Origin of the sequence: Herbidospora sakaeratensis, assembly GCF_001570525.1 — a bacterium.
GTDB classification, from domain to species: domain Bacteria; phylum Actinomycetota; class Actinomycetes; order Streptosporangiales; family Streptosporangiaceae; genus Herbidospora; species Herbidospora sakaeratensis.
Window position 1 is genome coordinate 191458 of the sequence record NZ_BBXC01000018.1, and the last position, 15455, is coordinate 206912.

At 70.7% G+C, this 15455-nt stretch carries 13 protein-coding genes; 6 read left to right on the plus strand and 7 right to left on the minus strand.

The annotated features are described in order from the left end of the window. Positions 1 to 284 precede the first annotated feature (284 nt). Genes AW271_RS29140 through AW271_RS29150 form a run of 3 tightly spaced genes read right to left on the minus strand, consistent with a single transcriptional unit; the run spans position 285 to position 2909 of the window. Entirely contained in the window at positions 285 to 1319 is a 1035-nt protein-coding gene (locus AW271_RS29140) for an ABC transporter ATP-binding protein (protein WP_062340797.1), read from the minus strand. Then, positions 1316 to 2095, minus strand: a complete 780-nt coding sequence (locus AW271_RS29145) for an ABC transporter permease (RefSeq protein ID WP_063818150.1) — start codon at positions 2093 to 2095, stop codon at positions 1316 to 1318. Before AW271_RS29145 ends, AW271_RS29140 begins: the two co-directional genes overlap by 4 nt. Then, a complete protein-coding gene (locus tag AW271_RS29150) occupies positions 2088 to 2909 on the minus strand; it encodes an ABC transporter permease (protein ID WP_245653261.1) in 822 nt (273 codons plus the stop codon). The genes AW271_RS29145 and AW271_RS29150 overlap by 8 nt, the downstream gene beginning before the upstream one ends. A 155-nt stretch (positions 2910 to 3064) precedes the next feature. Here AW271_RS29150 and AW271_RS29155 point away from each other — a divergent pair, with 155 nt between their 5' ends. The 4 genes from AW271_RS29155 (at position 3065) to AW271_RS29170 (ending at position 6795) form a co-directional block, all read left to right on the plus strand. Continuing rightward, positions 3065 to 4153, plus strand: coding sequence for a hypothetical protein (locus AW271_RS29155; protein WP_062340799.1), 1089 nt, complete (start codon positions 3065 to 3067; stop codon positions 4151 to 4153). A 12-nt stretch (positions 4154 to 4165) separates the two neighbouring features. Continuing rightward, on the plus strand, positions 4166 to 5107 hold the full coding sequence (locus tag AW271_RS29160) for an SIS domain-containing protein (RefSeq protein WP_062340800.1): 942 nt from the start codon (positions 4166 to 4168) through the stop codon (positions 5105 to 5107). A 211-nt stretch (positions 5108 to 5318) separates the two neighbouring features. Next, the gene (locus AW271_RS29165; protein WP_083977397.1) at positions 5319 to 6137 is read left to right on the plus strand and encodes an SAM-dependent methyltransferase; all 819 of its coding nucleotides are present in this window, start codon (positions 5319 to 5321) and stop codon (positions 6135 to 6137) included. A 10-nt stretch (positions 6138 to 6147) separates the two neighbouring features. Next, positions 6148 to 6795, plus strand: coding sequence for a MerR family transcriptional regulator (locus tag AW271_RS29170; RefSeq protein WP_062340802.1), 648 nt, complete (start codon positions 6148 to 6150; stop codon positions 6793 to 6795). Here AW271_RS29170 and AW271_RS29175 read toward each other — a convergent pair. Then, on the minus strand, positions 6763 to 7437 hold the full coding sequence (locus AW271_RS29175; RefSeq protein ID WP_063818151.1) for a ThuA domain-containing protein: 675 nt from the start codon (positions 7435 to 7437) through the stop codon (positions 6763 to 6765). The genes AW271_RS29170 and AW271_RS29175 overlap by 33 nt on opposite strands. Positions 7438 to 7473: 36 nt before the next feature. On the opposite strand from AW271_RS29175, the gene AW271_RS29180 reads away from it, so the two are divergent. After that, complete coding sequence (locus tag AW271_RS29180; protein ID WP_062340804.1) at positions 7474 to 10599, plus strand: NACHT domain-containing protein; 3126 nt, start codon at positions 7474 to 7476, stop codon at positions 10597 to 10599. Here the strand turns inward: AW271_RS29180 and AW271_RS29185 are convergent. The 3 genes from AW271_RS29185 to AW271_RS29195 are packed head-to-tail and all read right to left on the minus strand — an operon-like array spanning position 10562 to position 12825. Beyond that, complete coding sequence (locus AW271_RS29185) at positions 10562 to 11770, minus strand: alpha/beta fold hydrolase (protein ID WP_062340805.1); 1209 nt, start codon at positions 11768 to 11770, stop codon at positions 10562 to 10564. The genes AW271_RS29180 and AW271_RS29185 overlap by 38 nt on opposite strands. Before the next feature lie 4 nt (positions 11771 to 11774). Next, entirely contained in the window at positions 11775 to 12176 is a 402-nt protein-coding gene (locus AW271_RS29190; protein WP_157554721.1) for a hypothetical protein, read from the minus strand. Between the two features lie 40 nt (positions 12177 to 12216). Continuing rightward, the gene (locus AW271_RS29195) at positions 12217 to 12825 is read right to left on the minus strand and encodes a LuxR C-terminal-related transcriptional regulator (RefSeq protein WP_062340807.1); all 609 of its coding nucleotides are present in this window, start codon (positions 12823 to 12825) and stop codon (positions 12217 to 12219) included. Positions 12826 to 13183: 358 nt separating this feature from the next. Here AW271_RS29195 and AW271_RS29200 point away from each other — a divergent pair, with 358 nt between their 5' ends. After that, complete coding sequence (locus AW271_RS29200; protein ID WP_062340808.1) at positions 13184 to 15451, plus strand: serine/threonine-protein kinase; 2268 nt, start codon at positions 13184 to 13186, stop codon at positions 15449 to 15451. Positions 15452 to 15455 lie beyond the last annotated feature (4 nt).

Below are 15455 nucleotides of genomic sequence, written 5' to 3' on the forward strand. Positions count from 1 at the left end.
CGCGACGGTGCGACCACGGCCAGACCCCGCATGCGGCCGTAGCCGGAGCAGGGCCCTGGGAGGCGGCCCGAAACGCCGCGGAACGCAACCAAAGCGCGATGCGGGCACTGAAGCGCCGCCGCCGAGCCGCAGGGTGCGCCTGATCGCCACGCTGATCGCGGCGCCTGCCGGCAGCGGCTCGCACCAGCTGCCCGGCACGCCGCGCAGGTCGTCGCACTGCCGGAAAACAGCCCGCCGCGTCCCGGAATGACCGGAACGCGGCGGTGGTGGATCTGAAGCCGTCGTCAGTTCGCGATGAGGACCGCGTCCTCCGGGCGCCACGTGACGCCCACGACGGTCCCCGGGGTGATGCGGGCCGAGCCCTGCGTCGCCGCCAGGACCTTGCGGCCGAGGCCGGTGACCTCGACCGCGATGTGCGACACGCCGCCGTAGAAGCTGACGTCGACGACCACGCCCTGCACCATGCCGGGGGTCGGCTCGGTCAGCCTGACCCGTTCCGGGCGGATCGCCAGCGCCGCCGAGCCGTCGGCCGTGGTCGCCTTCGACGGCAGCGGGCCGAGGCCCTCGGCCGAGAAGACGCCGCCGCGGATCGCGCCCGTGAACAGGTTGTTCGCGCCGATGAAGTCGGCCACGAAGTAGGTGCGCGGGCGGTCGTAGAGGGTCACGGGGGCGTCGACCTGCTCGACCCGGCCCTGGTCCATGACCGCGATGCGGTCGGCCAGCGACATGGCCTCCTCCTGGTCGTGGGTGACCACGACGAAGGTGATGCCGACCTCGTGCTGGAGGCGCTTGAGTTCGAGCTGCATCTCGGCGCGGACCTTCTTGTCCAGGGCCGAGAGGGGCTCGTCCAGGAGCAGCAGGCGGGGGCGCTTGACGATGGCGCGGGCCAGCGCCACGCGCTGCTGCTGGCCGCCGGACAGCTGCGCCGGACGCCGGTTCGCCATCGGCTCCAGGCCGACCTTCTCCAGCACCTCGCCCACCCGGGCCTTGATCTCGGCCCGGGGGAGGTTCTCGCGCTCCAGCCCGTAGGCGACGTTCTTGGCCACCGTCATGTGCGGGAACAGCGCGTACGACTGGAACATCAGGTTGACCGGCCGCTTGTGCGGGGCCAGTTTGAGCAGGTCGGCGCCGTCGAGGCGGACTCCCCCGTGGTCGGGCGTCTCGAATCCGGCCAGGATGCGCAGCAGCGTCGTCTTGCCGCAGCCCGACGGGCCGAGCAGGGCGAAGAACTCCCCCTGCTGGATGTCGATCGAGACGTCCGAGAGGGCCGTGACGTTCCCGAACCTCCGGGATACCCCCTCGATGGAAAGCAGTGTCATTTGAGGGACTCCGTGATTCGGGTCATGCGCTGGACGGCGAGCACCGCGACGACGCTGACGGTCAGCAGGAGGGTGGCCAGGGCGTTGATGTCGGGGGTCACGCCGAACCTGACCATCGAGTAGATGACGATGGGCAGCGTCGGGTCGGTCGGGCCGGCCGAGAAGAAGGCCAGCACGAACTCGTCGAGCGAGAACGTGAACGCCAGCAGGGCGCCGGCCGCGATGCCGGGGGCCAGGCCGGGCAGGGTGATGCGGAAGAACGTCTGCAGCGGGCTCGCGCCGAGGTCGGTCGAGGCCTCTTCGAGCGAGGTGTCCATCGAGGCCAGCCGCACCCTGACGACCACCGCGACCAGCGGGATGCCGAAGGTCAGGTGGGCCAGCAGGATCGACGTCAGCCCCAGCGTGAAGTCGATCGCGGTGTAGAAGATGAGCAGGCCGATGGCCAGCATCAGCTCGGGCAGGATGGCCGGCATCGTGGCGATGGCCTCGATCACCTTCGAGCGGGTGTGCCGGGCCAGGCCGACGGCGAGGAGCGTGCCGACGACCGTCGAGACCACGCAGGTGCCGACCGCGACGATGAGGGTGTTGCCGAGCCCCTGGAGGATGGTCTCGTCGCCCGCGAGCTTGCCGTACCAGTCGAGGCTGAAGCCCTCGAAGATGTACGGGTTGTCGCCCGCGTTGAACGACATGAAGACCACGACCGCGATGGGCACGTAGAAGAACAGGTAGACCAGCCACAGGGGCAGGAAGACGAGACGCGACGACTTCTTACGCACTTCTCGTCCTCCGCGAGACGACCGCCTGGGCCAGCAGCAGCACCACCGTGACCACGACCATGACCAGCGCGATCGTGGCGCCGAAGGGCCAGTCGCGGGCCTTGAGGAACTGGTCGCGGATCAGGTTGCCCACCATGATCGCCTTTCCGCCGCCGAGGATCTCCGGCACGACGAAGTTCCCGAAACTGGGCACGAACACGAGCACGGCCCCGATCAGCGCGGACGGCAGCGTCAACGGCAGCGTGACGCTGAAGAACGTGCGGACCGGAGAGGCGCCCAGGTTGGCGCTGGCCTCCCGCAGGCGCGGGTCGAGCCGCTCGACCGCCGAGTAGATCGGCAGGATCATGAGCGACAGGTAGCCGTAGAGCAGGCCGACGACCACGGTGCCCCGGTTGTAGAGCAGTTCGAGCGGTTTGTCGATCAGGCCGATGCCGGTGAGCGCCTCGTTGACCAGGCCCGGACCACTGAGCAGGATCGTCCAGGCGTACATCCGGATCAGGAAGTTCGTCCAGAACGGCAACATGACGGCCAGCAGCGCGATCGTCTTCCACTTCGGCGGAAGCTGCGCGATGGCGTATGCCGTCGGATAGCCGATCAGCAGTGCCAGCACCGTCACCAGGCCCGCGACGACCAGGCTGTCCTGGATCACGTTCAGGTAGAGCGGCTGGAACAGCCTGCTGAAGTTGGCGGTGGTGAACTCGTAGACCACTCCACCGAAACGACCGCGCTGGAAGAACATGGTGCTGAGCATGAGCAGCATCGGCACCACGGCCAGCAGCGTCAACATGATCAGCCCAGGTCCGAGGAAGATCAACCGCGCGAGGTTCGAACCTCGCCCACGCGACATACCGGGCCCCCCTTCTGATGTTTGGCGAGTGTTGCAGGAGACATCAAATTAGACAAGACTGTGCCGCGCGGGGTGAGCTCTGAGTTTGTGTTTCCAGTTGAACCGACATTCAGGAGAGCGCGGTGGAGTCCGCAGACTGGGCGTTGCCGGGGAACGTCGTCCTGCGCCTCGGCGAGGAGCTTGAGGCGGGTCCCGGGGTGACCGAGCAGGTCCTCCGGAACCTGGGCGCCGCACCGGCGCCCTTCGCGGTGCGCGAGATGCGCCCGCTGCCGGGCTTCCCGGCGGGAGAACGCGCGATCACCGTCGACCAGACCCACCGGTCGGTGGTCGTGGGCGAGAAGGTGATCGTGAAGTGGTTCCCCCATCCGTCGGAGGGCCCGCATCCCGGCTTGGAGATGCTGACCCACCTGGCCGAGGCGGGGTTCACGCGCACGGCGGAGCCGTACGCGGCGATCTTCTGCGGGGCGGCGCTGGCCGGGCTGGCCACGGCGTACCTGCCGGGGGCCCGCGACGGCTGGGAGTGGTGCGCCGAGGAGGCCGCCGCCGGGCGGACCGCCTTCGCGGCGGAGATCGGCGTCCTGGCGGCCGATCTCCACCTGGCGATGGCGACGCCGTCGGAGGTCGTCGCCGAGCCGGTGCGTCTCATGCCGGCCACCGACGGCTGGTCGGCGCGGGCCGCGCGGGCGCTCGACGAGGCGCTGGCGCTGACGACCGACGAGACCGACGCGGCCTGGCTGGCCGACCACGTCGCCGACCTGCGGCGCGAGCTCGCGCCGTTGCAGGTGGCCGGCGAGACGCAGGTGATGCGCGTCCACGGTGATCTGCACGTGGGCCAGATCCTCGAATGGGAGGGGGGCTTCTCGCTGATCGACTTCGACGGCAACCCGACCGTGCCGGACGCGTCGCCCTACCAGCCGGCCGCCCGCGACCTGGCCCAGCTCGTGATCAGCGTCGAGAACGCCGGGCAGGTCGCGATCAAACGGCGCGGCGCCGACCCCCAGGCGATCTCGGCCTGGGTGTGGGGGGCGCGCGAGGGGCTGGAGCAGGCGTACACGAGACGGCTTGAGGAGGCCGGGCGGGCCGACCTGCTCGACCGTTCGCTGCTGCGGCCGTTCGAGGCCGAGCAGTTGTGCCGGGAGCTCATCTACGCGGGCCGGTTCCTGGAGCGCTGGCGCTACGCCCCCATGGGCGTGCTGCGGACCTGGTTCTGAGAGGCTGCTGAGATGGACGCCGGAAAGTTCCTCGACGACCTGCTGAGGAAGCCCGAGTCGCTCGATCGGCTGGCCGCCGCGCTCGACGCGGGCGGCCTGTTCGACGGCGTGCCCGAAGCCGCGCGGCGGGTGCTGTTCCTGGGCATGGGCAGTTCCCGGTACGCCGCGCGCGTCGCCGCCCTGCGCCTGCGCGCCCTCGGGGTCGACGCCGCCGCCGACTACGCCTCGGCGGGCCTGGGCTACCCGCCCGACCCGGCGACCCTGGTCGTGGCCATCTCCGCCACCGGGGGCAGCCGCGAGACCCTCGACGCGGTCGCCCGCCACCGGGGCGGGTCGTTCGTGGCCGCGCTCACCAACAAGGAGGGCTCGCCGATCACCGAGGGCGCCGACCACGTCATCCCGATGCTGGCCGGACCGGAGGAGGGCGGGGTGGCGTGCCGGACCTTCCAGCACACCCTCGCCCTGCTGCTCGCCCTGAGCGACCGCGGCATGGACGGCTCTCTGGTCAGACGGGCCGCCGAGGCCACGCAGGACCTGCTCGACCGGCGCGGCGACTGGCTGCCGGGGGTCATGGAACTGCTCGACGGCCCCCACGGCGTCTACACGATCGCCCCGGCCGAGCGCCTGTCGTCGGCCGACCAGTCGGCGCTGATGGTGCGCGAGGGGCCGCGCCGCCAGGCCACCGCCTGCGAGACCGGCGACTGGGCCCATGTCGACGTCTACCTCACCAAGACCTACGACTACCGCGCCCTGCTGTTCCCCGGCTCGCCCTACGACGGGCAGGCGATGGAGTGGGTCAGGGAACGGGGTTCCACGGTCGTCACCGTCGGCGGCGAGGTCGCCGGGCAGGCCGGGAGCGTGCGTTACCGGCATGACGACGATCCCGGCGTCGCGCTCCTCACGGAGACGCTCGTGGCCGAGCTGGTCGCCGCGTCGTGGTGGGCGCACGGGTAGGAAAGCTACCGGTGTTCCGGCTCCGCCCGGACCCTAAGTGGCTCAATAGTGACATTCCACACCAATTCATAGAGGCCCACCGGGGCGGGGCGCGATCCGTCCCGGTGGGCACAAATCACGCTAATCCCGCACGATTTCCCACTCAAGTGCCAGGTGCGGTGATCCGATATTTCGCCATACCGGTGAGTCTGTTGCGGTTTAGGATCGCGGCGTGACCCTCGAAAAGGCACCCCCCGGCGTCGACCCTCTCACGCCGAGTGTGGCCCGGATGTACGACTACTTCCTCGGCGGCAAGGACCATTTCGCCGTCGACCGCGAGGCCGCGGAGGCGATCAACGCCATCTCGCCCGACGCGAAGGAACTGGCCCGGGCCAACCGCGAGTTCCTGGGCCGCGCCGTCCGCCACCTGATCGACCGGGGGGTGCGCCAGTTCCTCGACATCGGGGCGGGCCTGCCCACCCGCGACAACGTCCACGAGGTGGCCCTCCGGCACGCGCCCGACTGCAAGGTCGTGTACGTCGACAACGACCCCATGGTGCTGGTCCACGCCCGTGCGATCCTGGCCGAAGACCCCGGCGTCATCGTGGCCGAGGGCGACCTGCGCGAGCCCGCCTGGATCCTCGGCGACCCCGACGTGCGGGCCCACCTCGACTTCTCCCAGCCGGTCGCGGTCCTGATGGTCGCGGTGCTGCACTTCGTCCCCGACGACGAGGAGGTCCGGCGGCACGTCGCCGGCTTCCGCGACGCCCTGGCCCCCGGCAGCCACCTGGTGATCTCCCACATGAGCCCCGGCGAGGCGGTCGGCGACGACCTGGCGGCCGGCCGGGAGATCTACGCGAAGAGCTCGGCCGGCGGCCTGGCCTTCCGGACCCACGACGAGGTGCTGGCGCTGTTCGACGGCTTCACCCTCGACGAGCCGGGGCTGGTCGAGATCGCCGACTGGCGTCCCGACGACCCGGTCGCCCGCGAGCTGACGACGGCGTCGAGCGGGGCGGTCGGGCTCGCCGGAGTGGGCCGGTTGGATAGCTAAGATATCCAGCGTGCGGATCTCCCAGCTCAGCGAAGCGACCGGCGTGCCCATCCCGACCATCAAGTACTACCAGCGGGAAGGGCTCCTACCGCCGGGCGAACAGGCCTCCGCGACCCGTTCGGTGTACGGCGCCCCGCACGTGCGGCGGCTCCGCCTGATCAGAGCCCTGCTCGAAGTGGGCAAACTGCCCATCTCCTCGATCAGGGCCGTGATCGAGGCGGTGGAGGACGAGTCGAAGGGCGTGCACGAGATGCTCGGCACCGCCCACTACGCGTTGTCGCCAAAGACCGAACCCGAGGACACCGAGGAGTGGGCCGACGCCCGCGCCATGGTCGACGAACTCATCCGCGAACGCGGCTGGCGGGTCGAACCCTCGGCCCCCGGCCGCGACGAGCTCGCCCAGACCATCGTCACCCTCCGCCGCCTCGACCAGCGGGTCACCCTGCCCGACCTGCGCCCCTACGCCGCCGCGGTCGGCGGGCTGGTGCGCGACCACGAGATGTCGCGCATCCCGTTCGACGGCCCCCGCGAGACGGCCGTCGAGGCCCACGTGATCGGGACCGTGCTCTACGGCCGGGTCCTGGACGTGGTGCGCCGCCTGGCCGAGGAGTCGGAGTCGGCCCGGCTACTCGCAGATGCCGACGGGCTGCCGAAGTAGCCACTGGGCCGCACGGCAGAGCAGCGTGCGGTGGACCGGCGAGTCGTAGGACCGGGTGTCGTGCCCGAGGGCGTCGTACACCAGACGACCCCTCCTGACGTTCCGCGCCCAGAGCACCGGCTGCCCCAGCGCGGTGGCCAGCGGCGTGACGTCGGGCAGCACGTCGAGGTCGCTGTAGACCTCGTCGACGACGTCGAAGTCGCGCAGCCCGTCGGTGATGACGTGGTCGCGGTTGACGTGGACGGTGGTCCAGCCGATCGGCGGATGGTGCGACTTGCCCCACTTCCACGAGGCGCCCAGCACGCGCGGCCAGCCCTGCCAGTCGTCGAAGCAGATGGACGCGGTGTGCATGGCCAGCACGCCGCCGCCCTTGTTCAGGTGGTCGAGCAGCACCGCGCGGGCGTCGGCGCTGAGCGGGAGGTGCCACTGGTCGCGCTGGTCCTCGAAGTGACCACGCTGGTTCTTCCACCGCATCGCGTTGATGGTGATCAGGTCGACCTGCGGGGGTTCCGACAGGGCGCCCGCGATGTCGTCGGTGATCTCCGACTCGACGCCCGCTTCGAGGAGGACCTCGGCCAGGGTGCGTGACGTGGCCGCGAAGTCGTGGGCCACACCTCCGGAAAGAATGAGATTTCGCGCCATGCCCGCAACTGCATCACACGTCCCTAGGATCGGGGAATGGCCAAGCGGGTGACCTACGCCGACGCGGTTGCGTTACTGGGCGGCGACTCGAAGGTGATCAAGGCGCTGGACAACGCGCTGGGGGCGGCGCTCTTCCTGGGCGGCCCGGCGGCCGTGAGCCTGTTCGACGCGAAGACCGAGGCGATCCGGCTGGCGAACCAGCTCTTGGGGAACCTGCGCGAGAAGCTGGGCCGGGCGCCTCGCGCGACCCGCACCGAACGGCTGGTCGCGGCGCACGAGGTCATCATCACGACGGCGTTCTTCGAGGCGCTCGACGACGTGGTCACCCCGCGTTTCTCCCTCGACCTGCTGCGACTCGACGGCCCGGCGACCGAGTCGACGATGAACGACCTCAGGCGACTGCGGTCTGTCCTGCTTGAACGCGATCCGGTCACCCCTACCCGCCCCCAACTGGGCGATCTGCGATCGGCCTACGAGCTCGCGTCGAGGACACTCCCGGTGTTCCTCCGCAACCGGAGCCTCATCAGCCGCGAATGGTGGGAGGAGGTGATCACGGAACTCCCCGGGGCCGCGGCGCGCCACTACGAGGAGCTCTATCACCGGCTCGCCGCCGACTTCCCCGAGTTCGCCTTCTGGGCGCAGCTGCGGGCCCACGAATCGACCCAGACGGCACTCGCGGGCCTGGAGACGATGCTGCTGGAGGTGACGGCCGGGCGGGTGCCGTCGGCGAAGGTGCGGAGCCTCCACGCGCTGAACGCCGGCGCGCTGATCCGGCCGATCATCACCGGCGACGAGCAGGCCGCCGGCCTGCGCATCCCGAGTCTCGGCGAGGGCTACGTCGTGCCGCTCTTCCGGCGCGTGGACGACCCGAGCGGCAGCGACCTGAGCCTGGAAGCCACGTGGGAGGACAAGGAGGTCCGGGGCGACCTGGGACAACTGCTGGCCGGACACCTCACGTCGTTCGAGGCGTTACGGGCTCCCCTGCTCATCCTCGGTCAGCCGGGGGCGGGCAAGTCGGTGCTGACGCAGATGCTGGCGGCACGGCTGCCGCAGAGCGACTTCCTGCCGATCCGGGTGCCGCTGCGGCAGGTGCCCGCCGACGCGGGCATTCAGGAGCAGATCGAGGCGGGTGTCCACGTGACGACCGGCGAGACGATCTCGTGGCCCGACCTGGCCCGGTCGGCGGAGGGCGCACTGCCTGTCGTCCTTCTCGACGGCCTCGACGAACTGCTCCAGGCCACCGGCGTGAACCGGGCCGACTACCTGCGTCAGGCCATGGAGTTCCAGGAACGCGAGGCCTCGCTCGGCCGTCCGCTCGTGGTGATCGTGACGACCCGGACCGCTGTCGCCGACCGCTGCCGGGTGCCCCGCGAGTCGGTCGCGCTCCGGCTGGAGCCCTTCTCCGACGACCAGGTCCGCGATTGGGTCGACGCGTGGAACCGCAGCACCGGCTCTCGCCTGTCCTCCCACGACGTGCTCTGTTATCCCGACCTGGCCCGGCAGCCGCTGCTCCTGCTGATGCTCGCCCTCTACGACGGCCCGCTCACCGGCCGGCTTCGCCAGTCGGAGTTGTACGAACGCCTTCTCGCCAGCTTCGCCGCGCGCGAGATCCGCAAACACGAGAAGGACCTCGACGACCGCGGGCTGGCCGAATCGGTCGAGTTCGAGTTGCTGCGGCTGTCGGTCGCCGCGTTCGCCATGTTCAACCGGGGCCAGCAGTGGGTCACCCACGACGACCTGAACCGCGACCTCGCGGCGCTCATGCCGCAGGGCACGGTCACGACGACCGGGTTCCAGCGGTCGCTGACCGCCGCGCAGAAGGTGCTGGGGCGGTTCTTCTTCGTCCACCAGGCACAGGCCCGGCAGGACACCGGTTCCTTCAGCACCTACGAGTTCCTGCACGCCACCTTCGGCGAATATCTCGTCGCCCGGTTGATCATAGATCTGGTGCTGGAGGAGGCGGCGGCCGAGGCGCGGCCCAGCCGATTCCGCGCGGTCGCGCAGACCAATCTGGAAGAGCTGCTCTCGTTCGCGGTCATGGCGGTCCGGGTGCCGATTCTGCGTTTTCTCAATGAGATGCGCGACGAGAATCCGCATATCCGGGCCGTGTTGCTGAGAATGTTCCAGTCCGCCATTTTCGGCGCTTCCGCCGAAGAGGGCGGTTACCGGCCGGCCCCGATCTCGGCCGTGCAGCGGGTCGCGCGGCGCACCGCCAACCTGGTGCTGCTCCTGGTCCTGTTCGACGGGCCGATTCGAGCGAAGGAGCTGTTCGGCGGCCGCGAACCGCGGATCGCCCTGTGGCAGAACCTCGTCGACCTGTGGCGGGCCGGGCTCACCGGCGAGGACTGGCCGGCGATCCACGAATGGCTCGTCATCGCCCGGACCTGGGAGGGCGAGGAGCGGGAGCTCACGGTCACCCTCTTCGACGTCCCCATCGAGGGTGGCCTGTCCGCGACGGGCGACGTCATCGAGTGGACGCACAACATCAGGCCGGGCACAGACTTCAGGCAGTGGGAGGTACGGGCTGCGCGCACCTCACTCGACACCGGACGCGGCCGCCAGCCCATCACCGCCTTGGCCCGGATGGTCTTCCATCATCAGTCAGACCTCCCCACGACATATTTTCGAAATCGGGACCATACGGCGGACTCCATCATCGGACCGCTGCTCAACGCCTGGCTCATGGACAATCCCGGCACAGAGGACCTCGTGCGGGTCGAACCATTGCTCACGCCATGGATGATGCGCCGCCGACTTCAGTTGCTCTACAACGAGAGACACAAGGTGTCTACGGAGGACTTCGCCCGCGCCTGCCTGAGGGCCGCAAAGATGGGCTCCTCGGACATCCTCCTCGACTGCGTGCTATATGTGGTCGCCCGTGAGCGGCGTCATCTGAATCTCATAGTCGCGGTGCTGCGCAACTCCGATGCCCGCCCGTCGCAGGCGCTGCTGGCGGCCGTGACGTTGATGGAGCTCGACGTCGACCCCGCCGAGATCCCGGTGGTCGCGTTCGACTGGGTGCGGCAGATGACGCCGGCCGACTTCGAGGAGATCGCCCGGTCAGACCCGCACCTGTTCGCCCGCGCCCGCCGGATCATCCGCGCCGAAGGCGGCCGCTATCGGCTCATCTGGGCTGGATCAGGCCCATCACCTTCCGGATGACCGTCTCCCCCGACACCCGCAACCCGTCGTGTTCCCACTCGTTCGTCACCCACGTCGTCACGTTGGCGACCTCACGCGCCGTCCGCGCCGACAGGCCCTCGTCGACGTACATGTCGTCGTAGTAGACGACCGCGCCCACCGGCACCTCGTTGGCAGCCAGGCGCTCCGGGTCGTAGAGGGGAGTCCAGGTCGTCTGGGCCAGGTGCTCCGCCGTCTCCCGGAACGGGCGCAGGGCGCGGATCTCGTCGAACATCCAGGGGTAGATCATCTCCCCGGTCAGGGGGAGGTCGGGGGCCAGGCGGTGGGCCGACCAGTTCGTCGGGGCGCCCTGTCCGTAGATGGACTCGTGCATGACCGCGTACAGGGGATTGCCGGCGAAGGACGTCTCGGCCATCACCTGGTAGAGGAACTCGTCGGACAGTTCGCCGCCGACCCAGGCTTCGGTCAGGAGCCAGTGCAGGGACTGCGCGCCGCTGCCGGTGCCCAGTTCCATGCCCAGGAACTTCAGGCGGCGGGGGGTGAGGCGGTCGCCGTCGGGGAGGCGGACGTCGTTGCGCTCCAGGAAGGCGAGCAGGCCGTCGAGGCGGGCGCGGTCGCCGGGGTGGCGGGTGAAGTACCTCTGGAGCTTGTCGGCCACGCGGCGGTAGGTGCGGGCGTAGACCTCGTCGGCGTCGGCGTGCAGGCCCGGCAGGCCGCCCGTCACGTAGCAGGCCGACAGGGAGCCGGGGGCCTTCGACAGGTACGTCAGCGTCACGAAGCCGCCGTAGGACTGGCCCAGGGTCGACCAGCGCTCGATGCCGAGGGCGCGGCGGATGTGCTCGGCGTCGTCGACGATCGCGTCGGCGCGGAAGTGCGACAGGTAGGCGGCCAGTTCGGGGCCGTCGGGGCGGGGCAGCGACTTGGCCGTCACGGGGCTGCTGCGGCCGGTGCCCCGCTGGTCGAGCAGGAGCACGCGGTGGGTGCGCAGCAGGTGTCCGAGCCAGCCCTCGCCGTCGAGCGGGCGGGGGGCCTTGCCGCCGGGGCCGCCCTGGAGGAAGACCAGCCAGGGCAGGTCGTCGTCGGCGCGCCGGGGGTCGACCGCCTCGCGGGCGAACACCTCGATCAGGCCCTTCGACGGGTCGGCGTGGTCGAGGGGGACGGTGAAGACGTGGTCGGTCAGCGAAACGGTCACCGCGTCACGATAGCGACTCGGCTTCGGCCTCGGCGGCGTCGGCTTCGGCCGTCTTCCCGGCCGCGCGGAGCACCCGTGACAGGGTCGCCAGGGAGACGATCAGCGGCGGGCCGCCCAGGCCGCGGGCCAGCGAGACGGCCTCCTCAGCCAGTGGCAGCGCCATGGCGGGACGCCTGATCAACGTGTCGGCGCCTGATCGGAGGGCGCGCACCAGCGTGCCGCCGTGTTCGAGGGCGTCGTGTTCGCACAACAGGCGGGCGGCGCGGACCGCGCCGTCGACCGAGGCCGGTGAACGGGCGACCCGGGCGTGCGCGAGGAGAGCGTCGACGACTTCCGGGCCGGCCGCTCTTCGGGCTATCGCCGCGAGGTGCAGGCGGATCTGCTCCTCGTACTCGTTCGGTTCCACTGGGCCCAGCGTCTTCCCGACGCCGAGCCACACGCAACCCTCAGAGCCTTTGGAGTCCCAGGTCTTCGGTCACGCGGCGGAGGTCGCGGGGGTTGCCGAAACCCAGTTTCACCTGGATACGGACGACCAGTTGGTCGACCGACAACTCCTCGATGTTCATGGCCTTGGCCGTCTCGGGCTGGGTGCAGCCCTTGGAGATGAGCCGCAGCGCCTCGGTCTCGCGCGGGGAGAGCGCGGGGCGCAGGCAGAGGGTCGAGGTCGCCGAGGCGAGCTGGCCGCGCAGGACCTCGGCCAGGCCCTGGCCGAGGGCGAACCCGCCGGCGGCCGCTTGGAGGACCGCGTGGCGGAACTCGTCGGGCGCGGTGTTCCTGGGGAGATAGCCGGACGCGCCGGCCTGGAGGGCGTCGACGACGTCGGCCGGCTCGCCCGGGGCGGCGGTCACCAGGACGCGGGCCCGGGGCGTCCACCCCTCGATCTCGGCGAGGGCCGGGCGGCGGTCGCCGCCGTAGAGGGCCAGGAGGACGACGTCGATCTCGGCGTCGGCGGGCGGGGCGGCGACGACCGACCCCACCTCGGGCATCCGGGTCAGCAGGCGGCGGATCCCGGCCTGTGCGTGCGGGTGATCGTCGGCAACGGCGACTCTGATCATGGTGTCCCACCCCCAAAATTAGATTCTGGACACGCGATACGGTCCGGGACAAGGGGATATCCGGACGAACTTTTTCGCTATTTACGCGTGTCCGCGATACGGACCGGGCATACCGGTCACCTCTGTCCTCCAGTATTGCCAACGGACATCCATGCTCGCGCCCTGTTCGCCAAGGTCGCACCAACGGAGCAGGTCAGAGCCTCGCGACTGTCGGTTACGCCCTATGCCCAACCGGTTTGCAGCGACAAGGTGACATTTCTAGTCCGGTGACAAGCTGACGATGCGGTGAGACCTTCGTATGAGTACGCGGCGTTAGGTGACATTTCGCGCCGGGTGCCCGATGGAGGGGGCTTCGCAGTTGAGCACGTGGACGGTCCCGGGCTACCGGGAGGTACGCGAACTCGGCGCCGGGGGTGGCGGCCGGGTCGTGCTGGCGACCTACGAGACGACCGGAGCTTACGTCGCCATCAAGTATCTGAGCGAGACGCTGCGACGCGACCCTGGCTTCCTGGCCAGCTTTCAGCGCGAGGCCCGGCTCATGGTCGAGCTGGAGAACCCGAACGTGGTGCGGCTGTACGAATACGTGCAGTCGCCCCGGGGCGACGCGGCCATCGTGATGGAGCTGGTCGACGGGGTGTCGCTGCGCGGCATCCTGGCCGAGCACGGCACCACCTCGCCCGAGGCGGCGCTGGTCGTGCTGAAGGGGTCGCTGATGGGCCTGTCGGCGGCGCACGCCCACGGCGTGGTGCACCGCGACTACAAGCCCGAGAACGTGCTGGTCCAGGCCGACGGCACCAGCAAGCTGGCCGACTTCGGCATCGCCAGCCACGTCGGCGAGGCGGGGCAGGCGACGGGCACGCCGTCGTACATGGCCCCTGAGCAGTGGGCCGGGAACCCGGCCAGCCCGGCGACCGACGTCTACGCGGCGACCTGCGTGTTCTTCGAGTGCCTGACCGGCCACCGGCCCTTCCACTCGCTCGACGTGGGCACCCTGCGGCGGCAGCACCAGGGGGCGCCGATCCCGACGATGGAGGTGCCGGCCTCGGTGAGGGCGCTGGTCGGGCGCGGCATGGCCAAGGACCCGATGGCCCGGCCGCCGACCGCCGACCAGTTCGTCGCCGACCTGGAGCTCGCCGCGCTGGCGGCCTACGGGCGCGACTGGGAGGAGCGCGGCCGGCGGCACCTCGCCGAGCTGGCCACGCTGATGGCGCTGATGTTCCCGCTGGCCAAGTCGTCGTCGCCGGCGCCGCAGGTGAACACCTCGCTGGCGCGCACCATCCTGAGCCAGCGGCTGACCCGGTTCGCGCCGCGCTTCGCCATCGCCGGGTCGCTGGTGGCGGCCGTGGTGATCGCGATCGTGGTGGCGGCCAACGGCCAGACCCCCGTCGCGGGCGGCACCACGTTGCGCCCGCCCTCGCAGACCCCGACTCAGGAGGAGCCGACGACGGCCGTACCGGAGGAGGAGACCACGCCCGCGGCCACGCCGGAGGAGCAGCCGTCGAGCGAGGAGCCGTCGGAGGAGGCCGCCACCGAGCAGCCGTCGACGGTCCTGCCGCCGGGCACCGCCACGCCGACGGTCACCGCGACCGCCACCGCGACGGCCACGGCCGGCCCGACGACCCCCGCTCCCCCGCCGCCGCTCAAGGTGTCCGGCCTCGCCATCCAATCGTTCGACGGGCAGTCGGCCACGGTCCGGCTCGCGACCACCACCCCGGCCCAGGTCACGATGACGGTCCGGTTCGCCGAGGGCGCCGACGAGAAGGCGCTGAACACGCTGCCGCCGCAGGTGGTCCCGCTCGCGGGCGCGACCGCCTACGCCCCCGTCGTGCAGCAGGCCTTCACCCCACCCGCGTGCGGTACGACCTCCTACCGGCGCATCACCGTCGAGACCTCGCCCCCGGCGGGCAAGGCGGCGTCGAAGACCGTCACGGTCAAGGGCGGCCCGTGCCCGCCCCCGGCGGTCGAGAACGTCACGATCACCGGCTGGGACGGCAAGGCCGCCGGGGTGCGGCTCAAGGCCGACGGCATCGGCCGGGTGAAGGTGGTGGCTCGCTTCGGCCGCGACGGCGAGCTCACCAAGTCGGCGACCACGACCCTGTCGGGGCACCGGGAGTACTCCTTCACCGCCCGCACCGACCTGGGCGAACCGGCGTGCGGCCAGACCTCGACGTACGTCGTGCAGATCACCACCGAGCCGGCGGCGGCCAACGGCGCCCAGACCAGCCGCAAGCAGGTCACCGGGCCCAAGTGCGCGCCGCCCGCCGTCAGCCTGCAGGGGTGGAACGGCTCGCTGGCGACCGTCAGGGTGACCTCGGGCAGCACCGCGCCGATCACGCTGACGGTGACGTTCACCCGGACGGTCCGGGTCGGCGAACGGGAGACCAGCCCGATCGTGACGACCTCGACGGCCGAGCTGAGCGGGGACAAGGACTACGTCCGCGAGTTCCAGACGGGCTACCGGCAGGCTCCGTGCGGCGCGCGGGACGTCCGGCAGGTGAGCGTGACGGCGGCACCGGGGGGAGACACGGCCGCCCAGACGGTCACGCTGGAAGCTCCCGCCTGTCCGGTCGAGGAGGAGCCGGAAACCCCGGCGCCGTCGGACTCGGAGCCCGGTCGAGCCCTCTGACCTG